At 71.5% G+C, this 18,693-nt stretch carries 17 protein-coding genes; 8 read left to right on the plus strand and 9 right to left on the minus strand.

Annotation, left to right across the window (positions count from 1 at the left end):
* Nucleotides 1-12 precede the first annotated feature (12 nt).
* Nucleotides 13-3,270 carry an AfsR/SARP family transcriptional regulator gene (locus tag ACZ5CW_RS32445; protein ID WP_468607690.1) on the plus strand — a complete coding sequence of 1,086 codons (3,258 nt, stop codon included), beginning with the start codon at nt 13-15 and terminating at the stop codon, nt 3,268-3,270.
* Between the two features lie 10 nt (nt 3,271-3,280).
* Here ACZ5CW_RS32445 and ACZ5CW_RS32450 read toward each other — a convergent pair whose 3' ends face one another.
* From ACZ5CW_RS32450 to panB, 3 genes are all read right to left on the minus strand, one after another.
* Entirely contained in the window at nt 3,281-4,090 is an 810-nt protein-coding gene (locus ACZ5CW_RS32450; RefSeq protein ID WP_468607692.1) for an ABC transporter permease, read from the minus strand.
* Entirely contained in the window at nt 4,087-5,112 is a 1,026-nt protein-coding gene (locus tag ACZ5CW_RS32455) for an ATP-binding cassette domain-containing protein (protein ID WP_468607694.1), read from the minus strand. The genes ACZ5CW_RS32450 and ACZ5CW_RS32455 overlap by 4 nt, the downstream gene beginning before the upstream one ends.
* Nucleotides 5,113-5,254: 142 nt before the next feature.
* Nucleotides 5,255-6,121, minus strand: a complete 867-nt coding sequence (gene panB, locus ACZ5CW_RS32460) for a 3-methyl-2-oxobutanoate hydroxymethyltransferase (protein WP_468607696.1) — start codon at nt 6,119-6,121, stop codon at nt 5,255-5,257.
* A gap of 216 nt (nt 6,122-6,337) precedes the next feature.
* On the opposite strand from panB, the gene ACZ5CW_RS32465 reads away from it, so the two are divergent.
* From ACZ5CW_RS32465 to ACZ5CW_RS32480, 4 genes are all read left to right on the plus strand, one after another.
* The gene (locus ACZ5CW_RS32465; protein WP_468607698.1) at nt 6,338-7,924 is read left to right on the plus strand and encodes an MFS transporter; all 1,587 of its coding nucleotides are present in this window, start codon (nt 6,338-6,340) and stop codon (nt 7,922-7,924) included.
* A 76-nt stretch (nt 7,925-8,000) separates the two neighbouring features.
* On the plus strand, nt 8,001-8,630 hold the full coding sequence (locus ACZ5CW_RS32470; protein ID WP_468607700.1) for a TetR/AcrR family transcriptional regulator: 630 nt from the start codon (nt 8,001-8,003) through the stop codon (nt 8,628-8,630).
* Between the two features lie 187 nt (nt 8,631-8,817).
* Nucleotides 8,818-9,867: an endonuclease/exonuclease/phosphatase family protein gene (locus ACZ5CW_RS32475; protein ID WP_468607702.1), complete on the plus strand. Its 1,050-nt coding sequence runs from the start codon at nt 8,818-8,820 to the stop codon at nt 9,865-9,867.
* Between the two features lie 95 nt (nt 9,868-9,962).
* Nucleotides 9,963-11,177 carry an MFS transporter gene (locus ACZ5CW_RS32480; RefSeq protein ID WP_468607704.1) on the plus strand — a complete coding sequence of 405 codons (1,215 nt, stop codon included), beginning with the start codon at nt 9,963-9,965 and terminating at the stop codon, nt 11,175-11,177.
* Here ACZ5CW_RS32480 and ACZ5CW_RS32485 read toward each other — a convergent pair.
* Both ACZ5CW_RS32485 and ACZ5CW_RS32490 read right to left on the minus strand, forming a co-directional pair.
* Nucleotides 11,134-11,550 carry an ATP-binding protein gene (locus tag ACZ5CW_RS32485; protein WP_468607706.1) on the minus strand — a complete coding sequence of 139 codons (417 nt, stop codon included), beginning with the start codon at nt 11,548-11,550 and terminating at the stop codon, nt 11,134-11,136. The genes ACZ5CW_RS32480 and ACZ5CW_RS32485 overlap by 44 nt on opposite strands.
* Nucleotides 11,551-11,555: 5 nt before the next feature.
* Nucleotides 11,556-11,777 (minus strand): hypothetical protein, encoded by a 222-nt coding sequence (locus ACZ5CW_RS32490; RefSeq protein WP_468607708.1) that lies wholly within the window; start codon nt 11,775-11,777, stop codon nt 11,556-11,558.
* Nucleotides 11,778-11,941: 164 nt separating this feature from the next.
* On the opposite strand from ACZ5CW_RS32490, the gene ACZ5CW_RS32495 reads away from it, so the two are divergent.
* Both ACZ5CW_RS32495 and ACZ5CW_RS32500 read left to right on the plus strand, forming a co-directional pair.
* Complete coding sequence (locus ACZ5CW_RS32495) at nt 11,942-12,775, plus strand: helix-turn-helix domain-containing protein (protein ID WP_468607838.1); 834 nt, start codon at nt 11,942-11,944, stop codon at nt 12,773-12,775.
* Complete coding sequence (locus ACZ5CW_RS32500; RefSeq protein WP_468607710.1) at nt 12,747-12,995, plus strand: DUF397 domain-containing protein; 249 nt, start codon at nt 12,747-12,749, stop codon at nt 12,993-12,995. The genes ACZ5CW_RS32495 and ACZ5CW_RS32500 overlap by 29 nt, the downstream gene beginning before the upstream one ends.
* A 69-nt stretch (nt 12,996-13,064) precedes the next feature.
* On the opposite strand, the gene ACZ5CW_RS32505 is transcribed toward ACZ5CW_RS32500, so the two are convergent.
* The 3 genes from ACZ5CW_RS32505 to ACZ5CW_RS32515 all read right to left on the minus strand — a co-directional run bounded on the left by ACZ5CW_RS32505 (nt 13,065) and on the right by ACZ5CW_RS32515 (nt 16,522).
* Nucleotides 13,065-15,005, minus strand: a complete 1,941-nt coding sequence (locus tag ACZ5CW_RS32505; protein WP_468607712.1) for a S53 family peptidase — start codon at nt 15,003-15,005, stop codon at nt 13,065-13,067.
* A gap of 210 nt (nt 15,006-15,215) precedes the next feature.
* Nucleotides 15,216-15,848, minus strand: a complete 633-nt coding sequence (locus tag ACZ5CW_RS32510) for a DUF305 domain-containing protein (RefSeq protein WP_468607714.1) — start codon at nt 15,846-15,848, stop codon at nt 15,216-15,218.
* Entirely contained in the window at nt 15,845-16,522 is a 678-nt protein-coding gene (locus ACZ5CW_RS32515; RefSeq protein ID WP_468607716.1) for a DUF3105 domain-containing protein, read from the minus strand. The genes ACZ5CW_RS32510 and ACZ5CW_RS32515 overlap by 4 nt, the downstream gene beginning before the upstream one ends.
* Before the next feature lie 178 nt (nt 16,523-16,700).
* On the opposite strand from ACZ5CW_RS32515, the gene ACZ5CW_RS32520 reads away from it, so the two are divergent.
* The gene (locus ACZ5CW_RS32520) at nt 16,701-17,147 is read left to right on the plus strand and encodes an RrF2 family transcriptional regulator (RefSeq protein ID WP_468607718.1); all 447 of its coding nucleotides are present in this window, start codon (nt 16,701-16,703) and stop codon (nt 17,145-17,147) included.
* Between the two features lie 243 nt (nt 17,148-17,390).
* Here the strand turns inward: ACZ5CW_RS32520 and ACZ5CW_RS32525 are convergent, their stop codons facing one another.
* Nucleotides 17,391-18,575: a globin domain-containing protein gene (locus tag ACZ5CW_RS32525; RefSeq protein ID WP_468607720.1), complete on the minus strand. Its 1,185-nt coding sequence runs from the start codon at nt 18,573-18,575 to the stop codon at nt 17,391-17,393.
* Nucleotides 18,576-18,693: the final 118 nt, after the last annotated feature.

Genomic DNA, 18,693 nt, shown 5'->3' on the forward strand with positions numbered 1-18,693 from the left:
GCTCCGGAGACAATGGACCCCGTGCGCTATCGGCTGCTCGGCACCACCCAGGCAATCCGCCCCGACGGTACGACCGTCCCGGTCGGCGGGGCACGGCTGCGTACCCTGCTGAGCGTGCTCGCGCTCCGGGCCGGCCGGACCGTCCCCGTCGGCGTGCTGGTCGACGAGGTGTGGGACACCGACCCGCCCGCCGACGCCGGCGGAGCGCTCCAGGCGCTCGTCGGCCGGCTGCGGCGGGCCCTCGGCGCGGACGCCGTCGCCTCGGCCGAGGGCGGCTACCGGCTCACCGCGGCACCCGACGACGTCGACCTGACCCGCTTCGACCGGCTCACCGGCGACGGCCTGCGCGCCCTCGCCGACGAAGACCCGGCCAAGGCCGCCGTCGTCCTGGACGACGCCCTCGCCCTGTGGCACGGCCCCGCCCTCGCCGACCTGCCCGGCCACACCGCCGAGGCGGCCCGCTGGGAGACCCGCCGCCTCGACGCCCTGCGCGCCCGGCACACCGCCGCCCTCGCCCTCGGGCAGGCCGAGCAGGCGCTGCCCGAGCTGACCGCCCTGTGCGACAGCCACCCGCTGGACGAGCCGCTGCAGGCGCTGCGGCTGCGCGCCCTGCGCGACGCCGGCCGCCCGGCCCAGGCGCTCGCCGGCTACGAGGACGTACGCCGGCTGCTCGCGGACCGGCTCGGCTCCGACCCCGGACCCGAGCTGCGCGCCCTGCACGCCGCGTTGCTGGACGAGGCACCCTCGGACGCGCGGCCCGCGGCCCGGCCCGGCAACCTGCCCGCCCGGCTCACCTCCTTCGTCGGCCGGGAAGCGGACATCGAGTCCATCGGCGCCGATCTCACGACGGCCCGGCTCGTCACCCTGCTCGGGCCCGGCGGCGCCGGCAAGACCCGGCTGTCCCTGGAGGCCGCCGAGGCGGTACGGCGCACCGTCCGGGACGGCGTGTGGCTGGCCGAACTGGCCCCCGTGGACGACCCGGACGCCGTACCACAGGCCGTGCTCACCGCGATCGGCGCCCGCGAGACCGTGCTGCACGGCGCCGGCGCCGACACCATGCGCGCGGTCTCCGACCGGCACGACGACCCCCTCGAACGGCTCGTGGAGCACTGCGCGCGGCGCCGAATGCTGATCATCCTCGACAACTGCGAACATGTCGTCGAGGCCGCCGCCCGGCTGACCGAGCGGCTGCTGGCCCGCTGCCCGGAGCTGACCGTCCTCGCCACCAGCCGTGAACCCCTGGGCGTGCCGGGGGAGCTGGTGCGGCCGGTGGAGCCGCTGCCCGAACCGGTCGCGCTGCGGCTGCTCGCGGAGCGGGGCGCGGCGGCCCGGCCCGGGTTCCGGGTCGAGGACGACCCCGGGGCCTGTGCCGAGATCTGCCGGCGGCTCGACGGACTGCCCCTGGCCATCGAACTCGCGGCCGCCCGGTTCCGGATGCTCACCCCCCGGCAGATAGCGGACCGCCTCGACGACCGGTTCCGGCTGCTCACCTCCGGCAGCCGCACCCTGCTGCCCCGCCAGCAGACCCTCAGAGCCGTCGTGGACTGGTCCTGGGATCTGCTGGGCGAGGACGAACGGGACGTCCTCGCCCGGCTGTCGGTCTTCGCGGGCGGCTGCGACCTGGCCGCCGCCGAGGCCGTGTGCGACCCGGCCGCCCTGGACGCGCTCGGCTCCCTGGTCGACAAGTCCCTGGTGGTGGCGGCGCCCTCGGCCGGGGGCGAGATGCGCTACCGGCTGCTGGAGACCGTCGCCGAGTACGCCGCCGAACGGCTCGACGAGGCCGGTCGCCGTGCCGAGGCCGAGCGCGCCCACCTCACGTACTACCGCGAACTCGCCCGCACCACCGACCCGTTGCTGCGCGGCGCGGAACAGCGCACCGCCATCGACCGGATCCAGCTGGAGTACGAGAACCTGCGCACCGCCCTGCGGCACGCCGTCGCCCTGCGCGACGAACAGGAGGCGCTGTGCCTGGTGCTGTCCCTGCAGTGGTTCTGGCAGATGCGCGACCAGCGCATCGAGGTCCGCACCTGGTGCCAGGAGGTCATGGCGCTCGGCCCCGACCCCTTCACCGAGCCGGTCCGCCACGCCCGCCCGGTGTGGCAGCGCCTGACCGACGCACCGCCCCCGTACGACGGAGAGGTGCTGATGGAGGCCCGGCGCGGCGTCCACCTGAGCCATCTCGCCGTCATGGAAACCGAGATGGACGCCTGGCAGACCCCCGGGGCACAGGCCAAGCTGCGCGTCATCACCCAGGTCTACGAGCCCGGCATGCCGCAGACCTGCCGCGCCCCGGGCATCCTGTGGTTCTTCGCCGAGATGCTGACCGCCGGCGTGGACCGGCTGCGCACCATCATCGACGCCACCGTGCGGACGTGCCGGGACACCCCCGGTTACGAGTGGGAGCTGGCCGGTGCCCTGCGACTGCGCGCCAACCTCCTGGCCAACCGCACCGCCTGGGCCGGCAGCGCCACCCGGGACTCGGACGAGGCGCTGGAGATCTACCGCCGCCTCGGCGACGACTGGGGGGTCGCCGAGGCCCTGTCGGCCCGTGGCGAGGCCCGCGAACGCAAGGGCGCCTACCGCGAGGCGGCCGGCGACTACGAGGCGGCCATCGAGTACGCCGAACGCCTCGGCGCCCGCGCCCAGACGGCCGTGCTCCGCTCCCGCCTCGGCAGCGTGTTCATGGAGGCGGGCGAGACCGAACGCGGCGAGCGGATGCTGCGTGAGGTCATCGCGTCTCAGGACGGCTCCATCAACGAGGCGATGCCCGCCGCCCGGCTCTTCCTCGCCTGCTGGCTCGGCCTGACCGAGCGCACCGCCGAGGCACGCGACCAGCTGCGTTTGCTGCGCGAGGAGTTCAAGATCGCCCACTTCGTCGTCTTCGACGCCCTGATCCTCAGCCAGGAGGCCTGGGTGGACGCTCTCGACGACCGGACCGAGGAGGCGCTCACCCGGCTGCGCAGGGCGCTGCGGCTCGCCGGCGACCCGCTGTCGGAGGCCGTCACCCCCCACCTGAACTCCATCTGCCTCACCATCGGCGCGATGGCCCTCGCCCGTGCCGACGGCGGCCGGCGCGCCGCCGACGCCGCCCGCTGCCTCGCCGCGTCCATCGCCCTGCTGCCGCACGGCCATGTCTCCTCCGGTGTGGAGCGCCGGGTGTACGAGATGACCGAGGCCCGGATCCGGGAGACGCTCGACGGCCCCGGGTTCGAGGCCGCGTACGCGCAGGGCGGTGGCCTCTCCCTCGCGGAGGCCACCGCCCTGGTCTGACACGGAGCCGTCAGCTCTTCGTGCGGAACTTGTGGATCGCGACCGGCGCCATCACCGCGGTGATCGCCACCGACCAGCCGAGCGTCACCAGCAGGTCGTGCGCGACCGGACCGCCGATCATCAGTCCGCGCGCCGCGTCGGCGAGCGTGGAGAGCGGGTTGTAGTCGGTGAAGTGCTGCAACCAGCCCGGCATCGACTGGGTGGGGGCGAAGATGGAGGAGCCGAACTGGAGCGGGAACAGCACCAGGAAGCCCATCGCCTGCACCGACTGCGCGTTCTTCAGGATGACGCCGAGGGTGAGGAACACCCACATGATCGACGAGGCGAACAGCGCGGACAGACCCACGGTCGCGAACAGTCCCGGCCAGTTGGTGATGTGGAAGCCGACCAGGACGGCGACGACCATCAGCACGGCCGTCGCGAACAGCATGCGGGCCAGTTCCACCGCGATCTTCGCGAACAGCACCGAGCCGCGCCCGATGGGCAGCGACCGGAAGCGGTCCATGACACCGCTGTTGAAGTCCTGGCTGAAGCCGGTGCCGACACCCTGCGACAGCGTCATGCTCATCATCGCCAGCATGCCCGGGATGACGTACTGGACGTACTGCTCCTGACCGCCGCCGAGCGCCTGCCCGATCGAGCCGCCGAAGACGTACACGAACAGCAGGGTGAAGACGATCGGCATCAGCAGGGCGTCGAACATCGACTCGGGGTCCTGCCGGATCCACAGCAGGTTGCGCCGGATGAGCGCGCCGGTGTGCCGCAGGTGCCCGCGCAGCGGGATGCGGACGTCGGTCGAAGTCAGGGTCGGGGCGCTCATACGGCGACCTCCTCGCGGGAGTCGGCGGGCGTGGCGTCCTGCGGGGCACCGGCACGGTGGCCGGTGAGGGACAGGAACACCTCGTCCAGGCTGGGCAGTTCGGTGGTGATGGAGGAGAGGGTGATGCCGCGCGCGGTGACCGCGCCGACCACGGCGGTCAGCTGCTCGTCGCTGAGGATCGGCACCAGCAGCGAGCCGGTCTCGGTGTCCACGGTGGTGGCCGCGAGCCCGGTGATGCCCAGCTCGTCCAGCATGTCCGCGAGCGGCCGCAGCTGCCCCGGATCCACCGGCCGCACCCGCAGCGCGCGCCCGCCGACGCGTGCCTTCAGCTCGTCGATGCCGCCGTTCGCGATGACCTTGCCGCGGTCCACGACGGTCAGCTCGGAGGCGAGCTGCTCGGCCTCCTCCATGTACTGGGTGGTGAGCAGCACGGTGACGCCGTCCCCGACCATCGCCTTCACCTCGTCCCACACCTCGTTGCGGGTGCGGGGGTCGAGGCCGGTCGTCGGCTCGTCCAGGAAGAGGACGGCGGGCCGGCCGATCATCGAGGCGGCGAGGTCCAGCCGCCGCCGCATACCGCCGGAGTACGTGCTCGCCGGGCGCCTCGCCGCCTCGGTGAGGGAGAACCGCTCCAGCAGTTCGTCGGCGCGGGCGCGGGCGTCCTTGCGGGACAGGTCAAGCAGCCGCCCGATCATGTACAGGTTCTCCCAGCCCGGCAGCTTCTCGTCCACCGAGGCGTACTGGCCGGTGAGTCCTATGACCCGGCGCAGCTGGCGGGGCTGGCGTACGACGTCGTAGCCGGCCACGAGGGCCTGCCCGGCGTCCGGGCCGATCAGGGTGGACAGGATCCGTACGAGGGTGGTCTTGCCGGCGCCGTTGGGCCCGAGCACACCCATCACGGTGCCCTCGCGCACGTCCAGGTCGACACCGTCCAGTGCCTTGGTCTCGCCGTAGTGCTTGACCAGTCCCCGTACGGTCACGGCGTGGTTCGCGCCGGCGGGGTTGTCGTCGATGCGTGTCATGTGGAGGACAGTGCCAGGGCCCACCGACAAACCACCGACAGTCCGCCGACACCCCACCGACACGGAGCGGCAGCCCGCCGACACAAAGCGGCAGCCCGCCGACGGGGGATGATCGGCGGGCTGCCCGGTGTTTCCGCAATGGCTAGTGGACGGAGTGCTCCGCCAGCGGGAAGTTCCCGCCGACGACGTCCTCCGCGAACTCCTTCACCGCGTTGCCCATGACCTCACGCAGGTCGGCGTACTTCTTGACGAACTTCGGCACCCGCCCGGACGTCAGCCCCAGCATGTCGGTCCACACCAGCACCTGCGCGTCCGTCTCCGGCCCGGCGCCGATCCCGACGGTCGGGATGTGCAGCACCCGCGTCACCTCGGCCGCCAGCTCCGCGGGAACCAGCTCCAGCACGACCGCGAACGCACCCGCGTCCTGCACGGCCTTCGCGTCGCGCAGCAGCTGCTGCGCCGCCTCCTCGCCCCGCCCCTGCACGCGGTAGCCCATCGCGTTGACGGACTGCGGGGTCAGGCCGATGTGGGCCATCACCGGGATGCCGGACTCCACCAGCAGCCGGATCTGCTCGTGCGAGCGCTCGCCGCCCTCCAGCTTGACCGCGCCGACCCCGGCCTCCTTCACCAGCCGGGTCGCCGAGCGCAGCGCCTGCACCGGGCCCTCCTGGTAGGAGCCGAACGGCAGGTCGCCGACGATCAGGGCGCGGCCGGTGCCGCGGACGACGGCTGCCGACAGCATCGTCATCTCGTCGAGGGTGACGGGCACGGTGGTCTCGTACCCGAGGTGACAGTTGCCCGCCGAGTCGCCGACGAGGATCACCGGGATGCCGGACTCGTCGAAGACGGACGCGGTCATCGCGTCGTAGGCGGTGAGCATGGGCCACTTCTCGCCCCGCTCCTTGGCGAGGGCGATGTCGCGGACCGTGATGCGGCGGGTGCCCTTCCCCCCGTACAGCGCCTTGCTGCCGTCGGAAGGCTTGTGCTGGGCAGCCGAAAGCTGCGTCATGGCAACGGCTCCTTCAGTCATCTCGAGGCGCCCTGACGGCGTCCCCGGATCGTCTCCATGGTGGCACCTCGTGCCAGTCAGGGCCAGGGGGACCCCGTGTGATCCCCGCCCGCGGCCGGAAGCCGCGCAGGGCCGTGTCCGGCGACCGTGTAAGGCCTTGGTAAAGAAAATCGATACGAGACGGTTCCGTATCGAAATGGTCGTAGGGTCGAACGCATGACAAGTTCCGCCCCTGCCCCCCGGATACCGGAAGCCGTGCACCGGCGCCGCTGGGCGATCCTCGGCGTGTTGATGCTGAGCCTGCTGATCGTGGTGCTCGACAACTCGATCCTGAACGTCGCCATCAAGACCATCTCGACCCCGGCGCCGATCGGCCTGGGCGCCACCCAGAGCGAGATCGAGTGGGCGATCAACGCCTACACCCTCGTCTTCGCCGGCCTGCTGTTCACCGCCGGCCTGGTCGGCGACCGCCTCGGCCGCAAGAAGGTGCTGCTCGGTGGCATCGCCGTGTTCGGCATCGGCTCGGCGCTCGCCGCCGAGTCGGGCTCCCCGGGCCAGCTGATCGCCTACCGTGCCCTGATGGCCCTCGGTGCCGCCTTCGTCATGCCCGCCACCCTCGCCGTGCTGATGAACGTCTTCGAGCGCGAGGAGCAGCCCAAGGCCATCGGCATCTGGGCCGGCGGCGTCGGCCTCGCCATCGCCATCGGCCCGATCACCGGCGGCGCGCTCCTCGACCACTTCTGGTGGGGCTCGGTCTTCTTGGTCAACGTGCCGATCGTGATCGTCGCGCTCGCCCTGATGGCCTGGCTGGTACCCGACTCCCGCGACCCGAACCCCGGCCGGCTGGACCCGATCGGCGTCGTCCTGTCCGTCGTCGGCCTGGTGCTGCTGGTCTACGGCATCATCAAGGGCGGCGAACTGGCCGACTTCACCGACGCCAAGGTGCTGGCGACCATCATCGCCGGTCTCGTCGTACTGGCCGCCTTCATCGTCTTCGAGAAGCGCAGCGACCATCCGTCGCTGGACGTCACCTACTTCAAGAACAAGGTCTTCTCGGCCGCCATGGGCGCCATCGCGCTGGTCTTCTTCGCGCTGATGGGAGTCACCTTCTTCGGCGTCTTCTACACCCAGAGCGTGCGCGGCTACTCCCCGCTGGAGTCCGGCGTGCTGATGCTGCCGCTCGCCGTCGGCCAGCTGATCTTCGCCCCGCGCGCCCGGCTGGTGGTCGACCGGTTCGGCAACAAGGCGACGACCACCGCGGGGCTGGTGCTGATCGCGGCGACACTGGCCGCGTTCGCCGGCTTCGAGGCCGACACGCCGATCTGGCTGCTGGAGGTCGTCTTCTTCCTCATGGGCACCGGCATGGCGCACATCATGACGCCGACCTCGGTCGTCATCATGCAGGCCCTGCCGCGCGAGAAGGCCGGCTCCGCCTCGGCGCTCAGCAACACCTTCCGCCAGGTCGGCGGCGCCCTCGGTATCGCCGTCCTCGGCTCGGTGCTCGCCACCTCGTACCGCAACGGCATCGAGGGCAAGCTCGGGCTGCTGCCGCCCGGCCTGCGCGACACCGCCGCCGAGTCCATCGAGGCCACCCTCGGCATCGCCGACAGGCTCGGCCCGCGGGGCAAGGCCCTGATCGCCCCCGCCGACGACGCGTTCCTGCACGCCATGCACGTCACCGCCCTGTGCGGTACGGGCGTCGCGCTGATCGGTGCCGTGGTGACGGCCCTCTTCCTGCCGGGCAAGCCGCCGGCAGGTCAGGAGGGCGAGACGGAAAGGGAGTTGGTCGGCGCCACGGACTGAGAGTCGAGCGGGACTCCACGGGGGAGGGAGTCCACTGCGGGACAATCCCCGCAGCACAGTGAGAGGACGAAGAGACGTGAGCCTTGCCGAGAGCCGGCCGCGGCCGGACGGGCCCGTGCGGGGCCGCCCGCGCAGTGAAGCCGTGGAACGCGCCATCCTGGAAGGCGTGATGAAGCTCCTGGAGGAGGGCGTGCCCCTCGGTGAGCTGTCCATCGAGCGGGTCGCGCGCACGGCCGGGGTCGGCAAGGCCACCATCTACCGTCGCTGGAGCGGCAAGGAGGAGCTGTTCGTCGACGTCGTACGCTCCGCCGAACCCCCCGACCCCGTCCTCCCCGGCACCTCCCTGCGCGACGACCTCGTCGCCCTGCTGGAGTCCCTGCGCCGGCGCGGCCTCGCGAGCCGCTCGTCGGCGATCCTGCACAACGTGTACGCCCAGATGAAGTCCAGCCCCAAGATCTGGGGGGCCTACTACGCCGGCGTCATAGCGCCCCGGCGCGTCCTCGCCCTGGACGTGCTGCGCCGCGCCCGGGAGAGAGGCGAACTCAGGGCGGACGTCGACCTGGAACTGGCCAACGACATGTTCGTCGGCCCCATGCTCGTCCGCACCATCATGCGCCCCGACGCCGATCTGCCCGAGAACCTGGCGGAGGAGATCGTCGACACGGTCCTGGCGGGCCTACGCCCCGTCAGTTCGTCGGCGGCCTAGCGCCAATGTGCGCGTTTCGTCACAGACCTCGCCGGTCCCGGGGGTAGCCGGAACCCCCGGTCCCGCTTCGTTCGTCCTCGTCTTCCGTACGGCCGTCATGGGACGGCGGGATCGGAGCCGATCATCCCCTAGGGTCGGAAGAGCACGGGGACGAACGGTGTGCACGGCAGGCAGTGAGGCAGACGGTATGGCGCAGCAGGCGTACATGACGGAGACGGACAGCGGCGGCTCGGAGCCCGAGCGACCGGGATCCCGGCTTCGGCGCCTGGTGCACAGACTGCTCGACGGCTGGCGCGGCGACCGGCGGGTATGGCGCCGCGGCCTCGTCCTCGCCGCCCTCGCCCTGCTGCTCGCCCTGGTGATGCTGATCCACTCCCGCATCCCGAACCGGGTGGGCAACCTCGGCAGTCTCACCGAGACCTTCCTGCCCTGGCTGGGCGTGGCCATCCCGGTGCTGCTGGTGCTCGCCCTGATCCGCAAGTCGGCGACCGCCCTGATCGCGATCCTGCTCCCGGCGATCGTCTGGCTGAACCTCTTCGGCGGGCTGCTCACCGACAAGACGGGCAGCGGCGGCGATCTGATGGTGGCCACCCACAACGTCAACGCCGACAACCCCGACCCGGCCGCGACCGCCACCGACGTCGCCGGGTCCGGCGCCGACGTGCTGGCCCTGGAGGAACTGCCCGCCTCCGCCGTACCCGTCTACGAGAAGGCGCTCGCGCAGACGTACGGGCACCACGCGGTCGTCGGCACGGTCGGTCTGTGGAGCAAGTACCCGATGACCGACGTCCGGGCCGTGGACATCAAGCTCGGCTGGAAGCGGGCGATGCGGGCCACCGTGACGACCCCGCGCGGCCCGGTCGCGGTCTACGTGGCGCACCTGCCCTCGGTGCGGGTCAAGATGGAGGCCGGGTTCACGGCCCGGCAGCGCGACAAGAGCGCCGACGCGCTCGGCGAGGCGATCGCCGACGAGCCCGTCGAGCGCGTCGTACTCCTCGGCGACCTCAACGGCACGATGAACGACCGCTCGCTCAACGCCGTCACCTCGCAGCTGCGCTCCACGCAGGGCGCGGCGGGCAGCGGCTTCGGGTTCAGCTGGCCGGCGTCGTTCCCGATGGCGCGGATCGACCAGATCATGGTCAAGGGCGTCGAGCCGGAGAGTTCCTGGACGCTTCCGCGCACCAACAGCGACCATCTGCCGGTGGCGGCCCGTGTGAAGCTCGACACAGGCTCGTAGACCGCTGGAATGCCGGCCCTGAGCGCGTTTGTTCCGTACGGGAACATACTGAGAGACTCGACCCCGTACGGCACTCCGCTCTGAAAGGTCCCTTCATGCCCCTGGCCCTGCTCGCCCTTGCCGTGGGCGCCTTCGGCATCGGTACCACCGAGTTCGTGATGATGGGCCTGCTGCCCGACGTCGCGGACGACCTGCACCTCTCGATCCCCGCCGCCGGGCACCTGGTCTCGGCGTACGCGCTGGGCGTCGTCATCGGCGCCCCGCTGCTGGCCGCCGTGACGGCCCGGATGTCCCGCCGCACGGTCCTCATCGCCCTGATGGCCCTGTTCGTCGTGGGCAACGCCCTCTCCGCGTTCGCCCCGGGCAACGGCTCCCTGCTGGCCGCGCGCTTCCTCAGCGGCCTGCCGCACGGCGCCTTCTTCGGCGTCGGCGCCGTCGTCGCCACGAACATGGTCCCGCCGGAGCGCAAGGCCCGTTCCGTGTCGCTGATGTTCCTCGGCCTGACGGTCGCCAACGTCGCGGGCGTCCCCGCCGCCACGCTGATGGGCCAGCACCTCGGCTGGCGGACCACCTTCCTCGGCGTGAGCGTGATCGGCCTGGCGGCGATAGCCTCGCTGGCCCTGCTGATCCCGCACGACCACACCCACGCCTCCGCGACCGGGCTGCGCGGCGAACTCGCGGCGCTGAAGTCCCTGCCGGTCTGGCTGGCCCTCGGTACGACCGTGGCCGGCTTCGGCGCGCTCTTCGCGGCCTACAGCTACATCACCCCGATGCTGACGGACTCCGCCGGCTTCGCCGAGGCCAGCGTGACGCTGCTCCTGGCGCTCTTCGGTGTCGGCGCCACCGCCGGCAACCTCCTGGGCGGCCGCCTCGCGGACCACTCCCTGCGCGGCACGCTCTTCGGCGGCCTGGTCTCGCTGGCCGTGGTCCTGCTGCTCTTCCCCCTGCTGATGCGCGCGGAGTGGAGCGCGGCCGTAGCCGTGACCCTCCTCGGCACGGCGGCGTTCGTCACGGGTTCGCCGTTGCAGCTGATGGTGATGGAGAAGGCCGCCGCCGCCCCGTCCCTCGCCTCCTCCGCCAACCAGGCGGCCTTCAACCTGGCGAACGCCGGCGGCGCCTGGATCGGCGGTCTGGCCCTCGCCGCGGGCTTCGGCGTGGCGTCCCCCGCGCTCGCGGGCGCGGCGCTCGCCGTCCTGGGCCTCGGCGTGGCGGGCGTGGCCTACGCGGTGGACCGCCGCCGGGAGACTCCGTCGGTGGGGCGGGTCGTCACGTCCCACGTCCCCGAGGGGTCGGGGGCGCTGCACCACTGACGGGCCTTCGCCCGTCCGTCCGCCCGGCCGGCAACTCGCACCACACCGTCTTGCCGTCCGGCCCCTGGTCCACGCCCCACCGGTCGGCCAGCGCGGAGACGAGCGCCAGTCCTCGCCCGCACTCCTCCGTCTCCGCCGCACGGCGCAGGACGGGCAGGACGCGCGCGTCGGGGTCCGTCACCTCGACGCGGGTACGGTCGCCGTCCTGCGTCCCGATCACGCGTACCGTCACCGGCGTTCCCTCCCCGACGTGATCGATGACGTTCGTCAGCAGCTCGGTCGCACACAGCCGGACGTCGTAGTCGTGCCCGCGTAACCGCGCGCGCAGTTCCGGTGCGGCCTCCGGGGTGGCGAGCAGCCGCAGTTCACGCACCGGCCTCACCCCTGAGCCGCCTTCCTGAGCGCCGCGGCCAGGGCACGTGCCGTGGCCCTGTTGCAGTTGCCGAGGGTGACGAGTCCGGCCGGCGGCGCGTACGTGCCCGCGAGGCCCGGCAGGTCCACGCGGAGGGACGGCAGCGTGATGCCGTGCAGGGAGAGGGCGGCGCGCAGGTCTTCCACGCAGAGGGTGACGTCGTGGGCGCTGGGGGAGTGGTCGGGCATGGGGGGTGAACGGCCTTCCGTGCGGTCTGTGACGAACACCTCACAGAATGTCGCCCCTGTCGCTACCGTGGAAGACGTCGCGCGTCCACGGCGCGAACAGCGGAAACGGCACGGTGAGTTACGGCGGTGAGCGCGTGGCACGGCGTCAGGACATCGACGGCTCGATGAGCGTCCCGACCTTCTACGGCAAGGAACTGTGGTGGAAGCGGGAGGCGGCGGGGATGTCGCTGGAGGCGTTCCTGGAGGGCAGCTTCTACGGCAAGACCTACCTCAGCGACATCGAGCGCGGCGAGCGGAGGATGCCGCTGGACCTGGCCCGGCATGCGGATCGGGTCCTGAAGACGGATGGGTTCTTCGAGCGGCGTTGCGAGGATGTGCGGAGGGCAAGGCGGGGGCCGCATGCCGCGTACTTCGAGAAGGCTCTGGAGGCAGAGAACTACGCGGAGTCCATTGAGCTGTGGTCCCCCATCATCTTCCCCGGGCTGCTACAGACCGCCCCGTACGCTCGGACGCTGGTCCGGTCGGCCCACCCGGCGGCCTCCGATGAGTGGGTCGAGGAGAAGGTGAAGGCCCGACTCGCCCGCGCCCGCCTCTTCGAGGAGGATCACTCCACCCCGGAGTACTGGGCGGTGTTGCACGAGTCGCTGATTGCGGATCCGATCCTCCCGCCGCTGGAGATGGCCGAACAGCTGGACCGGATCGTGGAGTTGGCCGATCGGCGCCGGATCACTCCGCAGATCGTTCCGCGGACGTGCGGCGCGTATCCCCTGATGGCCGCCTCCATCATGGTGATGGCCTTCCCGGACGCGCCGCCGCTGATCTACACCGAGGCGTCCTACAGCGGTGACACCATCGACGATCCGGCCCTCGTGAAGCAGTACCGCAAGGCATACGATCGGCTCAGGGCCGTCGCGCTGTCACCAGACGTGTCCCTCGCCATGATCGAGGCAGCGGCAGGGGATTATCGAAATGGCAAGCAACCGGATCGACTTGAGTGACGCGCTCTGGTTCAAGAGCAGCTACAGCAACGGTGACGGCGGGGAATGCGTCGAAGTGGCCGGCGACTTCCCTGGCGCCGCCCTCTGGCGCAAGTCGAAAGTGGCTCCCGATCATCCCGGCCTCGTCCCCGTCCGCGACTCGAAAGTCCCCGGTGGCCCCACCCTCCTCCTCCCCGCCACCGCCTGGGCCCCCTTCATCGCCGCCCTCAAGTCGGAGTGATCGGCGCCGCGGCGACGCGAAGGGGCGTGAGGTCACCAGGACCCCACGCCCCTCAGCCGATCCGCAGGATCAGTGGCGGCGGTACGACTGCACGTAGCCGTTCGCCGGTGAGCCCACGCCGGTGACGTCGTCGTAGCCCTTCACCGCGGACAGGGAGCTGTCCTTGCCGAGGCTGCGGACCGAGGTCAGCAGGCCGTCGGCGGCGTCGAAGCCGTTGGCGAAGTCGATGCGGGCCACCGCCAGGCCGGAGCCCGTCGGGTTGTCCGTGACGTCGTGGAAGACGCCCTTCTTGCCGTACTTGGCGTAGATCGCCGGGTTGGCGAAGCCGAGCGCCTTGCCGCCGCGTGCCTCCTGGGCCAGGGCCTGGACCGCGGCGATCACCGGGGCGGCCAGCGAGGTGCCGCCGATGCGGTACTCGCTGTACTGCTCGGTGCCGTCCGGGAAGGTCTGGGTCTGGCCGACCAGGAAGCCGGTGTTCGGGTCGGCGATGGCCGCGATGTCCGGGACGACGCGGTTGCCGGCGGCGTTGTTGGCCGTGGCCAGCGTCTTCGGGACGACGTTCTTCTGGTAGTACGGCTGCGGCACGGTCTTGCTGGTGCCGCCGCCCGCGCCCGAGGTGTACGCGCCCGGGAAGCCCGTCCAGCTCTTGCCGTCGGCCGACAGGGTCGCCTTCTCGGTGCCCCAGCCGGTCTCCCACTGGTACTTGTCGCCCTTGCCGACGGCCAGCGAGGTGCCGCCGACCGCGGTCACCCACGCGGAGTTGGCCGGGGTGTCGACCTGCTTCACACCGGTGTTGGCGACCTCGTCGCCGTTGTCACCGGAGGAGAAGTAGAAGCCGATGCCCTGGATCGCGCCCAGCTGGAAGACCTGGTCGTAGGCGGCCGCGAGGTCCGGGGTCTGGTTGGCCTCGATGTCGCCCCAGGAGTTGGAGACGATGTCGGCCAGGTGGTTGTCGACGATTTTGCTGAGCGAGTCCAGCAGGTCGTCGTCGTAGCAGGACGCGGCGCCCACGTAGGTGACGTCGGCGTTCGGCGCGACCGCGTGCACGGCCTCGACGTCGAGGGTCTCCTCGCCGTACCAGCCGGCCGCGCCGCACTCCTCGGTCTTCGTGTAGTTCTTCGGCAGCACCTGGTGCAGCTGGCCGGTCTTCCACGCCGCGTCACCGTTCTTCAGCGCGTACTTGCCCGCGTCGAAGGCGATGGTCGGCGAGGCGTACGCGTCCGTGATCGCGATGCGCACGTTCTTGCCGGTGTACGTGCCGGCGCCGTAGGCGGCGCGCAGCTGCTTGCCGGTGTAGCCCTTGACCGCGTAGGGGATCTTGGAGCCGTACGCGTCCGGCAGCGTGGTCGCGGTGTTCGAGCCGTAGTACGAGGAGAACGGCCCGGCGTTCTTGAACACGGCGTCCGGGGGCGGCAGCTGGTCCTTGTGGCTCGCCTTGTGCGGGGCGCTGTCCAGGCCGGTGACGGTCAGGACGGCGCCCTTCAGGGCGGCCGGCACGGACGCGGTCCGCGCCGGGGCGCGGTACGTCTTCGAGCCCTTGGCGAAGTTGTGCAGCTGGGTGCCGAACGCCTGCTCGGCGGCGGCCACGTCACCGGAGACGGCGACGTAGCGCGAGGTGACCTCGGTGACCGTCAGACCGGCCGACGTCAGCCAGGACTTCACGGCCGCCACCTGGGCCTTGGTGGCCCCGAAGCGGGCCTGCGCCTTCTTGGCGCTCAGGTACTTGCCGTACAGCGGCGAGCTGGGGTCGGACACCGCCTTGGCGTAAGCGGCGAGGCCGGCCGCGTCCCGGCCGGCCAGGTAGACCCGGGCCTTGACCTGGGCGCTGTTCGAGGTCGCGCCCTTGTCCGCCTTGGCCGTGGCCCAGAGCGGCTTGGTGCCCTTCAGTGCGTCACGAGCGGGGCTGTCCGCAGCGTGTGCCGCGGGTATGCCCAGCGCCAGCGCGCCGGCGATCATGGGCAGTGTCGCTGCCATGCTCACGGCGCGCAGCTTGGCGCGGTTGGATCTCATAGAACCCCCTGCGATGCGGTTCGCATGCATGTAGTGGTTGGCACGTCGTGGATGCGCGCGCCGGCCCGCGGCGGTGTCGGCCGGCGAATGGATCACACGATGGGGGCCACTCTGTCGATGAACCGTTCATGCCAGGGGAAGGTGAAAGTCAAGAGAAGCTCAAGTAACCGTCGACTGCGGTGATTTGAGACTTTCGTCCTTACGGCGGTGTTACGAACGGGGTTGCGCGCCCCGCTCCTTGAGCATGCCGGCCATCAACTCGATCTCCGACTGCTGCGCGTCGACCATGCCCTGCGCGAGCCGCTTCTCCACGCCGACGGTGCACTTGGCGACACAGCCCTCGGCCATGTGGATACCGCCCTTGTGATGGTCCGTCATCAGCTGGAGGTAGAGGACCTCCGCCTGCTTCCCGCTCAGCGTCTGGAGCTTCTTCAGCTCGGTGTTGGTCGCCATGCCCGGCATCAGCGCGCCGTCCTTGCCGGAGGCCATACCGCCCATGCCCATCCAGGTCATCGGCGGCTCGGCCGACACCTTCGGCAGCTCCCACAGATCCAGCCAGCCCAGCAGCATCCCGCGCTGGTTGGCCTGGGTCTGCGCGATGTCGTAGGCGAGCCGCCGCACCTCCTCGTTCCCCGTGCGGTCCCGGACGATGTACGACATCTCGACGGCCTGCTGGTGGTGCACGGCCATGTCCCGCGCGAACCCGGCGTCGGCCGACTCCGCGCCCGGCGTCTTCGTCCCCGATCCGCCGCTCTCCTCGGCGACCGCGTAGGTGATCGCGCCGGCCGCGACGAGCACCGCCGCCGCGGCCCCGGCGACCCAGCCGATGTGCCGCCGCCTCACTTCATGACCCCGCCGGTGCACGAGGCGCCCGGCTCGGGCGTCTGCTTGCCCTGCACGTAGGCGGCGAAGAACTTGTCCACCTCCGGGTCGCTCGCGTTCTTCACGCTCACCTGGTGGCCCCACGCCGACAGGATCAGCGGCGCGGCCTGGTTCTCGTACGGGCTCATCAGGGAGTACGGCGTCTTCTTCACCTTCGCCGCGAGCGCGTCGACGTCGGCCTTCTTCGCCTTGGCGGTGTACGTCACCCAGACCGCGCCGTGCTCCAGCGCGTGCACGGCGTTCTCGTCCTGCACCGGCTCGGTGTAGACGTCGCCGTTGCAGTTCAGCCAGACCGGGTTGTGGTTGCCCCCGACCGGCGGGTGCATCGGGTACGACACCTTGCTCGTCACATGGGTGCGCGACAGCTTGCCGGACCAGGTCCGCACCCCGTCCTTGCCGGTGGTGAAGTGGCCGGAGTCCCCGGAGTTCTTGGCGTCCCCGCTCGCGACCGAGTCCTTCTCGTCCGACTGCGAGTTCACCAGCACCACACCGCCGACGACGAGACCGGCGACCACCACCACACTGGCGGCGACGGTGAGCACCCGGTTGCGGCGCTCGCGGGCCTGCTCGGCGCGTCGCATCTCCTCTATGCGCGCCTTGCGCGCCGCGGTGCTGCTGTTCTTTGCGGAACCCATGAGGCGTGTCCTTCTGGGGAAAGGGGACGGACGGAAGGGATGGGGCTCGCTGATCGTAATGGGGACGGGGGGGCCTTCCGTAGGGAGGGCACAGAAATCGGGCCGCCCGGCGTGGCGCGGGGAGGAGACGGGCGCCGGATAATTTGAACCCTGGATGCGCATTACCTACGCTCCTGGTATGCGGCTGCTGCGCTCCACCGACCTCGCCCTGCGGATCCTGATGCGACTCGCCGTCGCCGCCGCTGCCACCCCCACGACCCGCCAGGTCGCGGCGGACATGGACGTGCCCTACACGCACGCCGCCAAGGTCGTCGCCGAACTCCAGCACCTCGGCCTGGTCGACGCCCGCCGGGGCAGGGGCGGCGGGCTGGCCCTCACCGAGCGGGGCCGTACGGCGTCGGTCGGCGCCGTGGTCCGCACTTTCGAGGGCGACGGCGATGTCGTCGACTGCGAGGGCGCGACCCCCTGCCCCCTGAACTCCGGCTGCCGGCTGCGGGGCGCCCTGCGCCGGGCCCAGGAGGCGTTCTACGCGACACTGGATCCGGTCACGGTGTCCGACATCGTCGCCGACCCGACCGGCCCGCTGCTGCTGGGCATTTCCCGGGGCCCGGCCGGGGAGGGCTGAACCGCCGGCCGGAAAGCGCTGTTGATCACCGAGTGTGCCTGATGAAGGGCGGCCCCCGACTCGATACGACAACGGGGATTCGTCATCGAGGTCCTGACCTCCGGCGCGAGCGTCGCCGGGCGAGGGCGCCCTCCGCTTCGGCGCCTGAGGCTCCCTTCCGGGCCCGTGCCTCTTGGTCCCGCGTCGGTCCCGTGTCCGCCGGGCCCGCGCCTGCCGGGTCCGCGCCTGCCGGGCCCGTGACCGCTAGTCCTGGGCCAGCCACAGGTCCGGGCCGAACACCTCGTAGTGCACGTCCGCCGGGGCCACGCCCTTCTCGATCAGCTGGGTGCGGACCGCGCGCATGAACGGCAGCGGCCCGCACAGGTACGCGCGCGTGCCGGGCGCCACGTCGATGCCGGTCAGGTCGACCAGGCCGGCGCGCCGGCCCGGCTCGGCGTCCCGCTCGTAGAAGAAGTGCGCGGACGCCTCCGGCAGCTTCCCGGCGTACGTCTCGTGGTCGCGGCGCAGGGCGTGGTCGGCGGGGGAGCGGTCGCCGTGCACGACGGTGACCGGGCCCTGGTGGCCGGCGCCGGCCAGGTCGGCCAGCATCGCGATCATGGGGGTCACGCCGATGCCCGCCGAGGCGAGCAGCAGGGGGGTGTCCGGGCCGGCGTCCAGGACGAGGTCGCCGTACGGCTCGGACAGCTCCAGGACGTCACCGGCCTCCACGCGCGCGTGGAGGAGGTTCGAGACCTCGCCGTCGGGCGTCGTGTCGCCGTGCACGCGCTTGACGCTGATCTGGCGCACCGCCTCGCCCGGCGCCCCGGACAGGCTGTACTGCCGTATCTGCCGGGCCCCGTCGGGCAGGGTGACGCCGACGGAGACGTACTGGCCGGCGCGGAAGGCGGTCACCGGGCCCCCGTCCACCGGCCGCAGCCGGAAGGTGACGACGTCCGCGGTCTCCTCGACCCGCTCGACGACCTCCCACTCCCGCAGGCCGCGGCTGCCGCTCTCCCCGTACAGCCGCTTCTCGACGGCGATGAGCGCGTTCGCCATCAGCCAGTAGACCTCGTCCCAGGCGGCCGCCACCTCGGGCGTGACGGCCTCGCCGAGCACCTCGGCGATGGCGGCGAAGAGGTGCTCGTGGACCACCGCGTACTGCTCGGGGGCGACACCGAGGGAGGCGTGCTTGTGCGCGATGCGGCCGAGCATGGCGTCGGGCCGCTGGTCCGGGTGGTCCAGCAGGTGCGTGGCGAAGGCGGCGATGGAGCCCGCGAGGGCCTGCTTCTGGGCGCCGGAGGCCTGGTTGCCGCGGTTGAACAGGTTCCGGAGCAGCTCGGGGTGGGCGGCGAAGAGCCCGGCGTAGAAGCGCTCGGTGATCTCGCCGATGGCGGCGCCGACGGCGGGGAGGGTGGCGCGGACGGTGGCAGCGGACTGCTCGGAGAGCATCGGGACTCCTCGGGACTCGACTGATCAGCACGCTATGAAAACTTGCATCTGAGATGCAAATTAAAGGACGTGGTGTCGCTCACTCGGCGAACCGGATCGGCCATTACGGATGTCGGCC

This window comes from Streptomyces sp. NPDC031379 (assembly GCF_055569615.1).

What these genes read in the sequence shown, in the direction of transcription:
- ACZ5CW_RS32445 (WP_468607690.1), top strand. Translation starts at nt 13, where the DNA reads ATGGACCCCGTGCGCTATCGGCTGCTCGGCACCACCCAGGCAATCCGC.
- ACZ5CW_RS32450 (WP_468607692.1), bottom strand. Translation starts at nt 4,090, where the DNA reads ATGAGCGCCCCGACCCTGACTTCGACCGACGTCCGCATCCCGCTGCGC.
- ACZ5CW_RS32455 (WP_468607694.1), bottom strand. Translation starts at nt 5,112, where the DNA reads ATGACACGCATCGACGACAACCCCGCCGGCGCGAACCACGCCGTGACC.
- panB (WP_468607696.1), bottom strand. Translation starts at nt 6,121, where the DNA reads ATGACGCAGCTTTCGGCTGCCCAGCACAAGCCTTCCGACGGCAGCAAG.
- ACZ5CW_RS32465 (WP_468607698.1), top strand. Translation starts at nt 6,338, where the DNA reads ATGACAAGTTCCGCCCCTGCCCCCCGGATACCGGAAGCCGTGCACCGG.
- ACZ5CW_RS32475 (WP_468607702.1), top strand. Translation starts at nt 8,818, where the DNA reads ATGGCGCAGCAGGCGTACATGACGGAGACGGACAGCGGCGGCTCGGAG.
- ACZ5CW_RS32480 (WP_468607704.1), top strand. Translation starts at nt 9,963, where the DNA reads ATGCCCCTGGCCCTGCTCGCCCTTGCCGTGGGCGCCTTCGGCATCGGT.
- ACZ5CW_RS32490 (WP_468607708.1), bottom strand. Translation starts at nt 11,777, where the DNA reads ATGCCCGACCACTCCCCCAGCGCCCACGACGTCACCCTCTGCGTGGAA.
- ACZ5CW_RS32495 (WP_468607838.1), top strand. Translation starts at nt 11,942, where the DNA reads ATGAGCGTCCCGACCTTCTACGGCAAGGAACTGTGGTGGAAGCGGGAG.
- ACZ5CW_RS32500 (WP_468607710.1), top strand. Translation starts at nt 12,747, where the DNA reads ATGGCAAGCAACCGGATCGACTTGAGTGACGCGCTCTGGTTCAAGAGC.
- ACZ5CW_RS32505 (WP_468607712.1), bottom strand. Translation starts at nt 15,005, where the DNA reads ATGAGATCCAACCGCGCCAAGCTGCGCGCCGTGAGCATGGCAGCGACA.
- ACZ5CW_RS32515 (WP_468607716.1), bottom strand. Translation starts at nt 16,522, where the DNA reads ATGGGTTCCGCAAAGAACAGCAGCACCGCGGCGCGCAAGGCGCGCATA.
- ACZ5CW_RS32520 (WP_468607718.1), top strand. Translation starts at nt 16,701, where the DNA reads ATGCGGCTGCTGCGCTCCACCGACCTCGCCCTGCGGATCCTGATGCGA.
- ACZ5CW_RS32525 (WP_468607720.1), bottom strand. Translation starts at nt 18,575, where the DNA reads ATGCTCTCCGAGCAGTCCGCTGCCACCGTCCGCGCCACCCTCCCCGCC.